Source organism: Streptomyces lincolnensis (assembly GCF_001685355.1).
Classification (GTDB): domain Bacteria; phylum Actinomycetota; class Actinomycetes; order Streptomycetales; family Streptomycetaceae; genus Streptomyces; species Streptomyces lincolnensis.
Genome location: NZ_CP016438.1, coordinates 3,802,260 through 3,815,936, shown reverse-complemented (window position 1 = coordinate 3,815,936; position 13,677 = coordinate 3,802,260). Strand labels below are relative to the sequence as shown.

At 69.9% G+C, this 13,677-nt stretch carries 13 protein-coding genes; 4 read left to right on the top strand and 9 right to left on the bottom strand.

Annotated features, from left to right (window positions below; all coding sequences use genetic code 11):
• Positions 1-87: 87 nt before the first annotated feature.
• From SLINC_RS16810 to SLINC_RS16790, 5 genes are all read right to left on the bottom strand, one after another.
• The gene (locus SLINC_RS16810) at positions 88-930 is read right to left on the bottom strand and encodes a siderophore-interacting protein (RefSeq protein WP_067433184.1); all 843 of its coding nucleotides are present in this window, start codon (positions 928-930) and stop codon (positions 88-90) included.
• 92 nt (positions 931-1,022) lie between these two features.
• On the bottom strand, positions 1,023-2,069 hold the full coding sequence (locus SLINC_RS16805) for an ABC transporter substrate-binding protein (protein WP_067433181.1): 1,047 nt from the start codon (positions 2,067-2,069) through the stop codon (positions 1,023-1,025).
• Positions 2,070-2,297: 228 nt separating this feature from the next.
• Positions 2,298-2,978, bottom strand: a complete 681-nt coding sequence (locus SLINC_RS16800) for a hypothetical protein (protein WP_152039025.1) — start codon at positions 2,976-2,978, stop codon at positions 2,298-2,300.
• A gap of 15 nt (positions 2,979-2,993) precedes the next feature.
• A complete protein-coding gene (locus SLINC_RS16795) occupies positions 2,994-3,413 on the bottom strand; it encodes a hypothetical protein (RefSeq protein WP_067433176.1) in 420 nt (139 codons plus the stop codon).
• 41 nt (positions 3,414-3,454) lie between these two features.
• On the bottom strand, positions 3,455-5,746 hold the full coding sequence (locus tag SLINC_RS16790) for a glycoside hydrolase domain-containing protein (RefSeq protein ID WP_067433174.1): 2,292 nt from the start codon (positions 5,744-5,746) through the stop codon (positions 3,455-3,457).
• Between the two features lie 397 nt (positions 5,747-6,143).
• On the opposite strand from SLINC_RS16790, the gene SLINC_RS16785 reads away from it, so the two are divergent.
• The 3 genes from SLINC_RS16785 to SLINC_RS16775 all read left to right on the top strand — a co-directional run bounded on the left by SLINC_RS16785 (position 6,144) and on the right by SLINC_RS16775 (position 7,263).
• The gene (locus SLINC_RS16785) at positions 6,144-6,422 is read left to right on the top strand and encodes a helix-turn-helix domain-containing protein (protein ID WP_067433172.1); all 279 of its coding nucleotides are present in this window, start codon (positions 6,144-6,146) and stop codon (positions 6,420-6,422) included.
• 188 nt (positions 6,423-6,610) lie between these two features.
• Positions 6,611-6,901 (top strand): hypothetical protein, encoded by a 291-nt coding sequence (locus SLINC_RS16780; RefSeq protein ID WP_067433169.1) that lies wholly within the window; start codon positions 6,611-6,613, stop codon positions 6,899-6,901.
• Between the two features lie 47 nt (positions 6,902-6,948).
• Positions 6,949-7,263, top strand: a complete 315-nt coding sequence (locus tag SLINC_RS16775) for a hypothetical protein (RefSeq protein ID WP_079164564.1) — start codon at positions 6,949-6,951, stop codon at positions 7,261-7,263.
• An 8-nt stretch (positions 7,264-7,271) separates the two neighbouring features.
• On the opposite strand, the gene SLINC_RS16770 is transcribed toward SLINC_RS16775, so the two are convergent.
• Genes SLINC_RS16770 through SLINC_RS16755 form a run of 4 tightly spaced genes read right to left on the bottom strand, consistent with a single transcriptional unit; the run spans position 7,272 to position 12,915 of the window.
• Positions 7,272-8,432: an acyl-CoA dehydrogenase family protein gene (locus SLINC_RS16770; RefSeq protein ID WP_067445427.1), complete on the bottom strand. Its 1,161-nt coding sequence runs from the start codon at positions 8,430-8,432 to the stop codon at positions 7,272-7,274.
• Positions 8,433-8,437: 5 nt separating this feature from the next.
• The gene (locus SLINC_RS16765; protein WP_067433164.1) at positions 8,438-9,379 is read right to left on the bottom strand and encodes a hydroxymethylglutaryl-CoA lyase; all 942 of its coding nucleotides are present in this window, start codon (positions 9,377-9,379) and stop codon (positions 8,438-8,440) included.
• Positions 9,376-11,292, bottom strand: coding sequence for an acetyl/propionyl/methylcrotonyl-CoA carboxylase subunit alpha (locus SLINC_RS16760; RefSeq protein WP_067433161.1), 1,917 nt, complete (start codon positions 11,290-11,292; stop codon positions 9,376-9,378). The genes SLINC_RS16765 and SLINC_RS16760 overlap by 4 nt, the downstream gene beginning before the upstream one ends.
• Before the next feature lie 6 nt (positions 11,293-11,298).
• Positions 11,299-12,915: a carboxyl transferase domain-containing protein gene (locus SLINC_RS16755; RefSeq protein ID WP_067433159.1), complete on the bottom strand. Its 1,617-nt coding sequence runs from the start codon at positions 12,913-12,915 to the stop codon at positions 11,299-11,301.
• A gap of 88 nt (positions 12,916-13,003) precedes the next feature.
• On the opposite strand from SLINC_RS16755, the gene SLINC_RS16750 reads away from it, so the two are divergent.
• Entirely contained in the window at positions 13,004-13,594 is a 591-nt protein-coding gene (locus tag SLINC_RS16750; RefSeq protein WP_067433156.1) for an SACE_7040 family transcriptional regulator, read from the top strand.
• Positions 13,595-13,677: the final 83 nt, after the last annotated feature.

Here is a 13,677-nt window from a genome sequence, read left to right as displayed (position 1 = left end):
CGTCACGTCGAACGCAGTCCTGTGGTGCGTGAGTTGGCGGCTACGGGTCCTACGGGTCCTACGGGTTCTATGGGTTCTACGGGCGAGTCACTCCTGCTCGCGCAGTTGCTCCTCGGTCAGGCCCTGGCGCCAGTAGCCGACGAAGGTGACGCTGCGGCGGTCGACGCCACGCTCCCGGACGAAGTGCCGGCGCAGCTCCTTCACGCAGCCCGACTCGCCCGCGATCCAGACGTACGGGTGCTCGGCAGGCGGGAGTTGAGCGCTGCGCAGGCCGTCGAGGGCCAGGGGGGAGCTCTTGGCGTCCCCCGCGCCGCGGGCCAGCCAGGTGATCTCGGCGTCCGCCTCGGTCACCACGTCCAGGACGTCACCGGCCTCCGGCACCTCCAGCCAGACCCGGGCGCGGGTGCCGGCCGGCAGCGACTCGACGATGGCGCAGGCGGCCGGGACGGCGGTCTCGTCGCCCCAGACGACCACGAGGTCGGTGTCCCGCGGCGGCCGGAAGCGGATCGCGCGGTTGTCCGCGACCGCCGGGCCGAGCAGCAGCACCTTGTCGCCCTCGGCGGCCCGCGCGGCCCACGCGGAGGCGGGACCGGCCGGGGTGTGCAGCACGAAGTCGATGTCGATCTCGTCGGGCTCGTCGGGCTCGCGTCTGAGGCTGCGCAGGGTGTACGACCGCATCACGGCCCGTACGTCGTCGGGCAGGTCGCGCCACCCCTGCCACCAGCCGTCCCCGAGCTCGACGGGGACGTGCGGCTCGCTCTGCCCCTCGGCCGGGATGAACAGCGACAGCGACTGGTCGAGCCCGTCGGAGTGGAACGCGCGCAGGTCCTCCCCGGCGAAGGAGATCCGCACGAGGGACGGACCGAGCCGCCTCGTCCGCACGACCTGGAGAGAGAAGAAGCGGAACGGGGCGGCTGTGGCCGCAGTCATGGGTCAACTCCTGAATCGACGTCAGGTGCGCCTACCTAGGGGCGCGGGGAACTGCGCGACCGGCCACAACGGACCGGCAGCGAACAACGCGCCTAACCGACCTTCTTCGCGGACTCGATCGCCTTCGCCAGGTTCTCCACCATCGGCACGCACTTGTCGTACGACAGGATCGGCTCGGGAGAACGGGCGATGACCTGCCCGGCCTTGACCGCGGGCAGCTGCTTCCACGTGGCCTCGGTGATGTCCGCGGGCTGGATCGTCGCCGAGCGGTCGTCCATCATGATGATGTCGGCCGGGTACTTGTCGACGTTCTCCCAGCTCAGCGTCTCGAACCAGCCGCCGGTCGCCTTCTTCGCCGCCTCCGAGGGCTCGACGAAGTTCACACCGAGGGCCTTGAAGTACTCAAGGTCCACCGAGAGGTTGGTGCCGGAGACGTAGAAGACGTCCTGCGCGGCGGAACCGGCCAGCACCCTGACGTCGGGCTTGGCCTTGGCGGCCTTGCGCAGTCGCTCCGAGGCGGCCTCGAACCGCTTCTTGGCGTCGGTGACCTTGGCGGCCGTCATGTCGGCACCCAGCGACTCGGCCAGCTCCCACATGCGCTGGAGCGGCGCGGTGAGCTGACGGTCGTAGACGGAGATCGCGGCGCTCGGCGCCAGCTTGGCGATCTTGTCCTTGGAGGCCTCCGGCACGTACCAGAGGGTGCCCGCGCTGTCGAAGGTCGTGGTCAGGAGCACCTGGGGAGCGAAGGCCGCGTACTTCTCGACGTTGAACTGGTCCCAGACGTTGCCGAAGACCGTCAGCTTGCTGACGTCCATGTCGCCGGCCTGGACGTCGGCCTTGCCGTTCTTCAGCGTGGTCGGGCCGAACACGCCCTTGACGTCGATGCCGTAGTCGTACAGGGCGGCGGCGACACCGACGAAGGCGACGATCTTCGTGGGGACCTCGTCCAGCTTCACGGTCGTGCCACGGTCGTCCTTGAAGGTCCAGGGGCCGGATGCCTTGGCGGACGCCGTCGAGTCCGAGCCGCTGCTCTCCGAGTCGCTGTCGCCGCACGCGGCCAGGAAGGCGCCGAGTCCGAGCGCGCCACCGGCGGCGAGCAGGCCGCGGCGGGAGAAGTTGGCGGTTCTGGCGTTCGACATGGGTGTGGGTCTGCTTTCAGTGCGTACGGGGCCACTGGGGGGTGTGCGCCGGCTGCGGCGGGTGGCTGGAAACAGGCTTAGGTTAGCCTAACCTCATGTGCGAGCCAAGGTGATCGTCTGAGACGAACACCACGAGGGCCGGGTCCCTGGGAGTGTGTTCCCAGGGACCCGGCCCTCAATACCTGTGAATCCATGCCCCGTCGGGCCCGGCCGCCGCCGGCCCCGCGGTCAGGCGGCGGAGCCCGCCCCCAGGCCGGGGGTCTGGTTCCATCCGCGCAGCTTGTCGGCGAGCTCCGCCACGGGACGGTCCGCGGGCCGGGTCTCCTGGCTCGGCGGAGTGGCGATGTAGAAGAGCGCCTCGTACGGAGTCCGGTCGTGGCCGCCCCAGCGGACCACGTCGCCGACGTCCTCCAGGATGCTCTCGACCGTGTCCCGCTGGATCTTCGTCAGTCCGCCCCGGACGCCCTTGACATAGGCGTCGGGCCGGATGGCGACCGCGGTGCCGGAGGCCTGGTTCGACTCGGGGGCAGCGGCGTCGAGTTCACCGATCGGGCGCCAGCCGACCACCTCGCCCTTGCGCAGCGTCTCGATCTCGTAGTGCCAGCGCCGGACGATGTGGACGAGCACCGTCTCCACCATCCCGAGCCGGATGTCGAGGGTGAACCCGGCACCGGACACCGGCCGCGACCACACGCCCAGGCCCGCGTTGGTCCGGTCGGCCAGGGGCCAGCCGTTGAGCGAGGCCGGGAAGTCGCCGGGCGTACCGGCCGCGGGGCCGGCCCCGTCCGCCGCCTCGGCCGCGTGGGCGGGGACGAGCAGGCCGCCGGATACCGAGACCAGGGCGGCACCCGCCCCGGCCCCGGCGAGGCCCCGGAGCATCGCGCGCCGCGGAACGCTACTTGGTGTCATGGCTGATCGGTTCCTTCAGTCGAAGATGGCGAATGTGAGGACGGCGAGCAGATAGGGGACCGGGATGGCGAGCGAGGCGGCGAGCCAGCGCCGCCAGGGCCGGCCCGTGGCGGCGGGGAACAGCACGTCCACCGCCAGGACGAGCAACAGCCCCAGCCCGCCCAGGACGAGCAGGCCGAGCCGCGCCCAGCCGGCGCCCTCGACGACGCTGATGTCACCGCAGTCGGAGAGGCCGACCGGAGCGGTGTCCAGCGCGCAGGACCGGTAGTCGGTGAGCAGCAGCCAGGCCGAGTGGAGCGGGATGACGGCGGGAACGCCGAACATCAGGTTGATGCCCACCGGGGCGAGGCGCCGCCACCGCGCACGCCACTGCGGTGCCTCGGCCCCCTGGCCCGCATGACCTCCGTGACCCTGTTGGTCCTCCTGGGTGGGCATCGGCCTCTTTCCGGACTGGTGTCACAGGTACCGGACGGGCGTCACAGGTACTTGCGGAACACGCTCTGGTACTTGTCCTCGATGATGCGGTACATGCCCATGCGGAGCTTCGCCTGCTCGGCCGCGTTCGCGGTGTCGCCCTGGTAGTACTGGAGCAGCTTCTCGGTGTTGGCCTCGCTGGTCGTCAGACCCGGGCGGGCCATCCCCTTCTCCATGGCGTGCAGGATGTGCATGAACGGCACCGTCGAGATGTTGTACGACTGGTTGAAGTGCAGTTTCTCCCACACGGCCCAGACGTCGGAATCCTTCGTCGCGTCCCGCTTCGCCTCGTCGAGCAGCCCCAGGTCGATGGCGTGGTTGCGGGCCTTGATCGCCCGGCGGCCGAAGATCTGGCCGATACCGGTGGAGCAGTCGTCGAGCGACTGGAGCTTGTTGCCCCAGTCCGTCACCCAGTCCGGCAGCACACCGTCGTTGTGGTAGTCGTACACGCACGCGTCGGAGAAGTTGTCATTGACCTTCGGGACGGACAGATCCTCGATGCTGGTGATGTTGAAGTGGCGCAGTTCCCATATCGCGGAGGTCTGGATGAGGGCCTTGCGCATTTTCAGCATTCGTGCCAGGGACGTGAAAAGGCTGTCCCAGCTCAGCATGAATTGCACGCAGTAACTGGTGGTGTGCTTCGTCTTTCCGGTCGGCAGCCAGGAATCCGGCGGACCCTCCTCCGGAATGCCGATCGACTGGAAGTACGTCTGGATGTCCTTGGTCAGCTCGGCGTCGAAGATCGGGTCGAACGCGACGTCCAGATCCTCCTTGGCCGGAGCAGGATTGTAGGACTTCTGCCCGCTCTCGCGGCCCGAGGAGATGTCGTTGTCGATCTCGATCAGTCCGCTGCCGGAGCCGACGTTGATCGTCTTGATCTGGTCGATGGCCCAGTCCGAGGGCATCGGGAAACCGAGGTTTCCGGAGTAGCCCATCGACATGTTGGACACGAAACTCGCGGTCGACAGGCCCGCCTCCGAGACCCGTGAACAGGCGTTCCGGGTCGCGTAGATACCGACCTGGAAGTAGCCGCCCGCCTGGGCCATTCCCTCGTTGATTCCCTTGAAATGCGGGATGAGGTTGGCGGTGATCTCCTCGTCGGTGTTGTCGTAGTCGATCGCGAAGTAGATCCGGGTGCCCTTTTTGAAGCCGTGCGCCAGCGCCGCGTCGGTGGCGGCTATCGCGTCCGACGTGCCCTGCGGGCGGCTGAAGTAGTCCTTGTAGTCGCCGAACGTCTGGTAGATCGGGAAGCAGGCGATGCCCGCGCTCGCCATCGTCGCCAGTTCGCCCGGCTTGATCTTCTTGTCGAGCGTGGTGCCCGGCACGTTAGTCAGGTAGCGCCCGCCGAGCCGGTAACCGGCCGCGTACAGGGCCTTGGCGCGGTCGGCGGTGACCTCGTCGGCGCAGTCGAAGGCGGTGCCCTTGCGGGTGTCGTCGCCGTAGGACACCAGCAGCGAGGCCCAGGTGGGGAAGTCCGCGGTGCCGTTGACGTCCAGCTTCAAAAAGCTCTGGAACGACGAGACCGCGCTGGCGAGGCCCGAGGTGTAGGAGCTGGTGAAGCTCACGCCCGAACGGCGGTTGAAGATCATCGCGGCGGAGAACAACTGCACCCAGGTGCCGCTGGAGCCGACCGACAGCGGGTGGCTCTTGATGCCGGCCTTGGTGCCGGGGCCGAACACACCGTTGGCGGTGCCGTCCGCCATACCGAGCTCGTACTGGATGGCCAGCATCTGGGCCTTCTGCACATCGCGCGAATAGAAACCGTCGCACGGAATGATGAAGTAGTCGGCCCGTCCTATGTATCGCGAATTCATCCACTGCTGGATGGATCTGACGCTGTCACTGCCGCCCGAGATGGTCGTGTAGGCGTCCATGGTCAACAGCGCCTTGACCACCTTCGGCTCCAGGGAACTGCCGGGGTAGATGGAATCCACGCCCATGTTCGCCTTGAGCTTGGAAACGCCGTCCTTCACCCGGCCGTTGTAGATGCCGTCGATCTCGCCGCCGTCGTAGCCCTTGCAGTACAACGCCGCCTGGATGATGCGGGTGAAGTTCGCCGACGGGCTGGTGTTCTCGTTGATCGAGGGCACCTTCGACTTCAGCGCGGACAGAGTTCCGGGGCCGAAGGCGTTCGACTGCGGGGAAACACCGATTTCCAGTTGCAGTGCTCGGGTGAGGGCGTACATGACGGCCCAGGAGGTCCTGCCGTTCTCCTCCAGCTTGGGCATGCCGGCGTAGCCGCTGTAGGTGGTGTTGAAGAACCGCTGGGCCCTCAGGACCAACTCGTCAGCCACGAAAAATCTCCTCATCTGTACGACCTGCCGGGAAACTCTAGGGAGTTCACCGGAAGTCGGACAGATGATCAGGCTGGCGCAAAGACGCCAGACCGCCCGGGGCGGCTGCGGACGGCTGCGCGGGAGAGGCCCCATCGGGCCGGGCGGAGTACGGGGGACGCGGAGCGCGATGGACCGGCCTGGCCTCGCGGGTGCGTGCCCGCGGGCCCGCGGACGGACGCCGGAACTGGCGCGTTTCTTTGCCTCCGGATCTGGCGTATTCACGCCACTTCGAGTTGGGGGTTGTGGGTGTTTTTGACTAATTGTTAAGCCGGACTTGATCGATCCTGGGACCTTAGGGTGGGTCGAGAGGTAGCTTGGCTTCCGTTACCGGGGGGTTGTCTTGAATGCTTCGTCATTGGACCGTACAGATCTCGATCAGACCGAGCTCGAACTCGACCGTACGGACACATTGATCATCCGTCTGCTGCACCAGGGGTTGGGGGACGCGGCCATCGGCCGCCGACTGCGCATCGGGCATCGAACCGTGCAGCGGCGCGTGCAGCGTGTGATGGACCGTTGGAACGTCGTGGGGCGTGTCGCCCTGGGCGCCAGGGCCCAGGAGTTGGGGCTGCTGGACAGCCGTATGGGCGCCGAACCGCCCCTCACGGCCGACCGGTTCGCCGAGTCGGCCTGACCCCATGCCCATGGTGCCGACTTCATGGTGCTGATCCCACTACGCTGATCCCACTGTGCTGGTTCCACTACGAGGTCGACACGCTCGGCCGGCCCGGTGAACCCCGGCCGATCGAGGGCTGGACCGCCCCGTCGAAGATCCGCGACAGCTGCCTTCCGGAGTCCGACCGGGCCTCCGGCACGGCGGTCGTGATCCGGCCCGGTTCCTACCCGCCGGGTGCGCGGGGCGCCTTCACCGCGGCCCAGGAGCTGGTCATCCGGGACATCCTCGCCGACACCGAGGGAGTCGTGCGCTGGGGCGGCGACGACCGCCGCCCCTACGAGGGCCTGTTCCGCCTCGCCGTGGGCCCCGACGACCCGCGGCTGGCGAGCGTCGCGGCCAGGATCCGCGCCTGGAACGAAACCCCCGGCCGGGGATCCGGCGTCCTCGTCGACACGGCCCAGCCGTCCCGCCGCCGCCGCGCGGTCCGGGGGCGGTAGGCACGCAGGACACGGTCCGAGGAGGGATCACGATCGTACGTACCCGGGTGCTGCCCGCCGTCGCCAACGTCGGGCTGGGGATCGTCGCCGTCGTACCGCTGTGGTTCCTCCTCCTGTTCGCGGTGAACTTCCCGCTCGCGAGCATGGGCCTCACCAGCCGGGAGCCCACGGAGAACGACGGCATGCTTCCGTGGGCCCTGCTGCTGGTGCCCCTGTGGGCGCTGTTCCTCGGACTGTGGATCCCGGTCAACCTGCTGCTGCACGACCGGACGGGGCTGCCCGGCGGGCGTTACTGGACCCTCGCCGCGCTGACGGCACTGACGCCGATGGTGGTCCTCATGGTCCTGATCGAGATTTTCTGAACAGCTCCCTAGCCCACGAGCCCCAACTCCCGGGCGATCAGCATCCGCTGGACCTCGCTGGTGCCCTCGCCGATCTCCAGGATCTTGGAGTCGCGCCACATGCGGGCCACCGGGTACTCGTTCATGAAGCCGTAGCCGCCGTGGATCTGGGTGGCGTCGCGGGCGTTGTCCACGGCGATCGTGGAGGAGTACAGCTTGGCGAGGGCCGCCTCCTTCTTGAAGGGCTCGCTGGCCACCAGCCGGGAGGCGGCGTCGCGCCACGCGAGGCGGGCGGTGTGGGCCTTCATCTCCATGTCGGCGATCTTGAACTGGATGGCCTGGTTGGCGCCGATCGGCCGGCCGAAGGCGTGGCGTTCGCGCGCGTACTTCACCGACTCGTCGACACAGCCCTGGGCGAGCCCGGTGGCGAGGGCGGCGATGGCGATCCGCCCCTCGTCGAGGATGCGCAGGAACTGGGCGTATCCGCGGCCCTGTTCGCCCAGCAGGTTGGCCGCCGGGACCCGGACGTCGGAGAAGGACAGCTCCCGGGTGTCCGAGGCACTCCAGCCGACCTTGGAGTAGGGGGCGGCGACGGTGAAGCCCGGGGTGCCCGACGGGACGATGATCGCCGAGATCAGTGGCTTGCCGTCCGGCTTGCGGCCGGTCACCGCGGTGACGGTCACAAGACCCGTGATGTCGGTCCCGGAGTTGGTGATGAAGCACTTGCTGCCGTTGATCACCCACTCGTCGGTGTCCGGGTCGAGGCGGGCCGTCGTCCGTGTGGCACCGGCGTCGCTGCCGCCGTCCGGCTCGGTCAGGCCGAAGGCGCCGAGGATCTCGCCGGAGCACATCCGCGGGAGCCACTCCTGCTTCTGCGCCTCGGTGCCGTACAGGAACAGCGGCATCGCGCCCAGCGAGACCCCCGCCTCCAGGGTGATGGCCACCGAGGAGTCCACGCGGGCCAGTTCCTCCAGCACGAGCCCGAGGGCCAGGTAGTCGCCGCCCATACCGCCGTACTCCTCGGGGAACGGCAGCCCGAACAGGCCCATGCGGCCCATCTCGCGGACGATCTCGTACGGGAACTCGTGGTGCTCGTAGAAGTCACCGATCTTGGGTGCCACGACGTCGTGGGCGAACGCCTCGACCGTGCGGCGGAGTTCTTCCAGTTCGGGGGAGAGCCTGTGGTCCATCGTGTTCACTGCTCCTTGTGGGACAGGGCCCGGACGGTGCGGGACGGGCTGGGTCGGCCCAGGTGGCCGGCCATCCACGCGCTGGTGGCGACGAGGCGGCCGAGGTCGACTCCGGTGTCGATGCCGAGACCCTGAAGCATCCACACGAGGTCTTCGGTGGCGAGGTTGCCGGTGGCGGACTTCGCGTACGGGCAGCCGCCGAGGCCGCCCGCCGAGGCGTCCACGGTGGTGACGCCGTGCTGGAGGGCGGCGTAGGTGTTGGCGAGGGCCTGGCCGTAGGTGTCGTGGAAGTGCACGCCCAGCTTCTCGACGGGGGCGTCGAGTTCGGTCAGCAGCGCCCGGACGTGGCCCGGGGTGGCGACGCCGATCGTGTCGCCCAGGCTGAGTTCGTCGCAGCCCATGTCGAGCAGGGCCCGGCAGACCCTGACGACCTGCGGGATGGGGACGGCACCCTCCCACGGGTCGCCGAAGCACATGGAGAGATAGCCGCGCACGTGCCCGCCCGCCGCCTTCGCCCGGGCCACGACCGGCTCGAACATCGCCAGCGCCTCGTCCACCGTGCGGTTGAGGTTGGCCTTGGCGAAGGACTCGGTGGCACTGGCGAAGACGGCGACCCGGGTGGCGCCCAGCGCGAGCGCGCGGTCCAGGCCGCGTTCGTTCGGCACGAGGACCGGGAGGTCCACCGGGAGGCCGGCGACCTGCGGGAACAGCTCCTCGGCGTCGGCGAGTTGGGGCACCCACCTCGGGTGCACGAAGCTCGTCGCCTCGATCGTCGTCAGGCCCGCGTCGGCCAGGCGGCGCACGAACTCCGCCTTCACCCCGGTCGCCACGGTCGCCTTCTCGTTCTGGAGGCCGTCGCGGGCGCCGACCTCGTGGATCCGGACGCGGGCGGGCAGGCCGGCTTCCGGTACGGCCATGGGGAGCCCGAGTCCGGGGGCGCTGCTCATGCCGTCTCCTCCTCGTGCGGTGTGATGACGGCGAGCACCTGGTCCATGGCGACCGTCGTGCCCGGCGTGACGTCCAGCTCGGCGACCGTGCCGGCGTGCGGGGCGGAGATGACGTGCTCCATCTTCATCGCCTCGACGACGACCAGACTCTGACCGGCGGCCACCTCGTCCCCGACGGCCACCTTCACCACCGTCACCGTGCCGGGCATGGGCGCGGTGAGGGAATCGGCTCCCGCGTGGGCGGCCCCGGTCAGGGACGCGGCCACCGGGTCGTGGTCGCGTACGTGCCAGGCGTCGCCGTCGCGGCCGATCCAGTCGGCGGCGCGGTGGAAGGTGTGGCGGACGCCGTCGAGGGTGACCGAGACCCGGGTGCCGGTGACGGTGTGGGTGCCGCGCGGGACGTACTGCACGGGGTCCTGCACCCGCAGGTGGAAGCCGACGGGCTGGGTGAGGCCGCCGAGCCGCCAGCCGCTCGGCACCGAGAAGGGGTCGGTCCAGCCCGTCCCGCGAGGCCGCAGCGCGTCCAGCCGGACGGCCGCCGCCGCCTCGTACACCTCCTGCGGCACCTCGGCGGGGACGAGGTCGTCCACCACCCGCTCGACCAGCCCCGTGTCCAGCTCGCCCGCCACCACCGCCGGATGCGCCAGCAGCCGCCGCAGGAACCCGGCATTGGTGGGCACGCCCAGCGTCACCGTCTCCGCGAGGGCCGCCCGGAGCCTGCGGAGCGCGGTCTCCCGGTCGGGGCCGTACGCGATCACCTTGGACAGCATCGGGTCGTACAGGCTGCCGACCTCGGTGCCCTCACTGAGCCCGGAGTCGGTGCGGACGCCGTCGCCCTGGGGTTCGTGCAGCCTCAGCACCGTGCCGCCGGAGGGCAGGAACCCGCGGGAGGGGTCTTCGGCGCAGACACGGGCCTCGATCGCGTGACCGGTGAGCGTGATGTCGTCCTGCGCGTGGGGCAGGTGCTCGCCCGCCGCCACCCGCAGCTGCCACTCCACCAGGTCCAGCCCCGTCACCAGCTCGGTGACCGGGTGCTCCACCTGGAGACGCGTGTTCATCTCCATGAAGTAGTACGACGACGGGTCGTTGCCCGGCACGATGAACTCCACCGTCCCCGCGCCCCGGTAGCCGCAGGAGCGGGCCGCCTGGACCGCCGCCTCGCCCATCGCGGCCCGGGTCTCCTCGTCGAGGAGCACACTGGGCGCCTCCTCGACGATCTTCTGGTGGCGGCGTTGGAGGGAGCACTCGCGCTCGCCGAGGTGGATCACCTTGCCGTGGCCGTCGGCGAGCACCTGGATCTCGATGTGCCGGGGCCGGTCGACCCACCGCTCCACGAGCAGCGTGTCGTCGCCGAAGGAGGCGCGGGCCTCCCGGCGGGCGGCGGCGATCTCCTCCTCCAGGACGGTGAGGTCCCGGACCAGCCGCATGCCCTTGCCGCCGCCGCCCGCGCTGGGCTTCAGCAGCACGGGGGCGCCCAACTCACGGGCCGCCTCGGCCAGTTCGGGGTCACGGCCGCCGGGGACCACGGGCACCCCGGCCGCCTTCACGGTCTCCTTGGCGCGGATCTTGTCGCCCATGAGGGAGATCGCCTCGGCGGACGGCCCGATGAAGACCAGCCCCGCGTCTTCGCACGCGCGCGCGAAGCCGGCGTTCTCCGCGAGGAAGCCGTACCCGGGGTGGACGGCCTGCGCGCCGGTGCGGGCGGCCGCCTCCAGCAGCCGCTCCACGGACAGATAGCTCTCGGCCGCGGGCGCCGGTCCCAGGCGGACGGCCGTGTCGGCCTCCCGGACGTGCCGCGCGTCGGCGTCCGCGTCGGAGAAGACGGCGACGGAGCGCACGCCCAGCGCGCGCAGCGTGCGGATGACGCGGACGGCGATCTCGCCCCGGTTGGCGACAAGGACGGTGTCAAACATGGGTCCTCACATCCGGAAGACGCCGAACTGGGGGTCACCCAGGGGCGCGTTGGCGCAGGCGGTCAGGGCCAGGCCCAGCACCTGGCGGGTCTCCAGCGGGTCGATGACCCCGTCGTCCCACAGGCGGGCGGTGGCGTAGTAGGCGTTGCCCTGGCGCTCGTACTGGGCGCGGATCGGGTCCTTGAACGCCTCTTCCTCCTCGGCGGGCCACTCCTCGCCCCGGGCCTGAGACTGGTCCCGCTTGACGGTCGCGAGGACGGACGCGGCCTGCTCGCCGCCCATGACGGAGATCTTGGCGCCCGGCCACATCCACAGGAAGCGGGGGGAGTAGGCGCGGCCGCACATCGAGTAGTTCCCGGCGCCGTACGACCCGCCCACCACGACGGTCAGCTTGGGCACACGCGTGCACGCGACCGCGGTCACCATCTTGGCGCCGTGCTTGGCGATACCGCCGGCCTCGTAGTCCCTGCCGACCATGAAGCCGGAGATGTTCTGGAGGAAGAGCAGCGGGATCCCGCGCTGGTCGCACAGCTCGATGAAGTGGGCGCCCTTCTGGGCCGACTCGGAGAACAGGATGCCGTTGTTGGCGACGATGCCGACCGGGTGGCCGTGGATCCGGGCGAAGCCGGTGACCAGGGTCTGCCCGAACTCGGCCTTGAACTCGGCGAAACGGGAGCCGTCGACCACGCGCGCGATGATCTCGCGGACGTCGTAGGGGGTGCGGGAGTCGACGGGCACGGCGCCGTACAGCCCGTACGGGTCCACCTTGGGCTCCGTGGAAGGCGTGACCTCCCAGGGCAGGGGCCCGCGCGCGGGGAGGGTGGCGGCGATGTTCCGCACGATCCGCAGCGCGTGCGCGTCGTCCTCGGCGAGGTGGTCGGTGACGCCCGAGATCCGGGAGTGCACCTCGCCGCCGCCGAGCTCCTCCGCGGTGACGACCTCGCCGGTGGCGGCCTTCACGAGCGGGGGACCGCCGAGGAAGATCGTGCCCTGGTTGCGGACGATGACGGCCTCGTCGCTCATCGCCGGGACGTAGGCCCCGCCGGCCGTGCAGGACCCGAGCACGGCGGCGATCTGCGGGATGCCGGCGCCGGACATCCGGGCCTGGTTGTAGAAGATCCGCCCGAAGTGCTCGCGGTCCGGGAAGACCTCGTCCTGCATGGGCAGGAAGGCGCCGCCGGAGTCGACGAGGTAGACGCACGGCAGGCGGTTCTCCAGGGCCACCTCCTGCGCCCGCAGATGCTTCTTCACGGTCATCGGGTAGTACGTGCCGCCCTTGACGGTGGCGTCGTTGGCGACGATCACGCACTCCCGGCCGCTGACCCGTCCGATCCCGGCGATGACCCCGGCGGCCGGGGCCTGCCCGTCATACATCCCGTCGGCGGCGAGGGGAGCGAGCTCCAGGAAGGGCGAGCCGGGGTCCAGGAGGGTGTCGACCCGGTCCCTGGGCAGCAGCTTTCCGCGCGCGGTGTGCCGGGCGCGGGCCCTGTCGCCGCCGCCCAGCCGGGCCGCGGCGAGCTTGGCGCGCAGCTCCTCCACGAGGACGCGATGCGCCTGCTCGTTGGCCGTCCAGGCCTGAGACGCGGGATCTGCCGCGCTCGTCAGCTCGGGTGCCTGATCCATGTCGTGCGGTCCCCTCACCCTGTTAATGAGCGTTAACGCGTTTCCTTCAGGTTAACGACCGCTAACCTCCCTGTCTAGAATTGCTTCCATGGCCACCAGAACCGACGCCCCCACCCGCCGCGAACAGATCCTCAGAGAGGCCGCCCGGCTCTTCGCCGAGCGCGGCTTCCACGGGGTCGGCGTCGACGAGATAGGCGCCGCCGTAGGTATCAGCGGCCCCGGGCTCTACCGCCACTTCGCCGGCAAGGACGCGATGCTCGCCGAGCTGCTGGTGGGGATCAGCGGGCAGCTGCTCACCGGGGGAAAGCGGCGTGTCGCCGAGGCGGCCGGGGGTCCGGAGACGCTGCTCGACTCCTTGATCGAGGGGCACATCGACTTCGCCCTGGACGACCGCCCGCTGATCGTCCTGCACGACCGCGAGCTGGACCGCCTGCGCGACAGCGACCGCAAGCTCGTCCGGCAGCTCCAGCGCCAGTACGTCGAGCTGTGGGTGGAGGTGGTGCGGGAGGTGTATCCGGAGCTGGCCGAGCCCGCGGCACGGTCGGCGGTGCACTCGGTGTTCGGCCTGCTGAACTCCACACCGCACCTGGGGCGCGCCGGGTCCCTGCCGGGGCGCGGAGCCACCGCCGCGCTGCTGCACCGGATGGCCCGGGGAGCCTTCGCTTCCGCCGCCGACTGAGCCGCACGTGACGAGCGTTACCTGGACGGCACTCGTACTCGCCGGTACGGTAAGTGAGCAAGCGCTTAGACATGGTGAGGAAG

Excerpts from the sequence above, each read along its gene's own strand:
- SLINC_RS16810 (WP_067433184.1), bottom strand. The coding sequence starts at position 930 with ATGACTGCGGCCACAGCCGCCCCGTTCCGCTTCTTCTCTCTCCAGGTC.
- SLINC_RS16755 (WP_067433159.1), bottom strand. The coding sequence starts at position 12,915 with ATGGATCAGGCACCCGAGCTGACGAGCGCGGCAGATCCCGCGTCTCAG.
- SLINC_RS16800 (WP_152039025.1), bottom strand. The coding sequence starts at position 2,978 with ATGACACCAAGTAGCGTTCCGCGGCGCGCGATGCTCCGGGGCCTCGCC.
- SLINC_RS16770 (WP_067445427.1), bottom strand. The coding sequence starts at position 8,432 with ATGGACCACAGGCTCTCCCCCGAACTGGAAGAACTCCGCCGCACGGTC.
- SLINC_RS16760 (WP_067433161.1), bottom strand. The coding sequence starts at position 11,292 with ATGTTTGACACCGTCCTTGTCGCCAACCGGGGCGAGATCGCCGTCCGC.
- SLINC_RS16795 (WP_067433176.1), bottom strand. The coding sequence starts at position 3,413 with ATGCCCACCCAGGAGGACCAACAGGGTCACGGAGGTCATGCGGGCCAG.
- SLINC_RS16765 (WP_067433164.1), bottom strand. The coding sequence starts at position 9,379 with ATGAGCAGCGCCCCCGGACTCGGGCTCCCCATGGCCGTACCGGAAGCC.
- SLINC_RS16805 (WP_067433181.1), bottom strand. The coding sequence starts at position 2,069 with ATGTCGAACGCCAGAACCGCCAACTTCTCCCGCCGCGGCCTGCTCGCC.
- SLINC_RS16750 (WP_067433156.1), top strand. The coding sequence starts at position 13,004 with ATGGCCACCAGAACCGACGCCCCCACCCGCCGCGAACAGATCCTCAGA.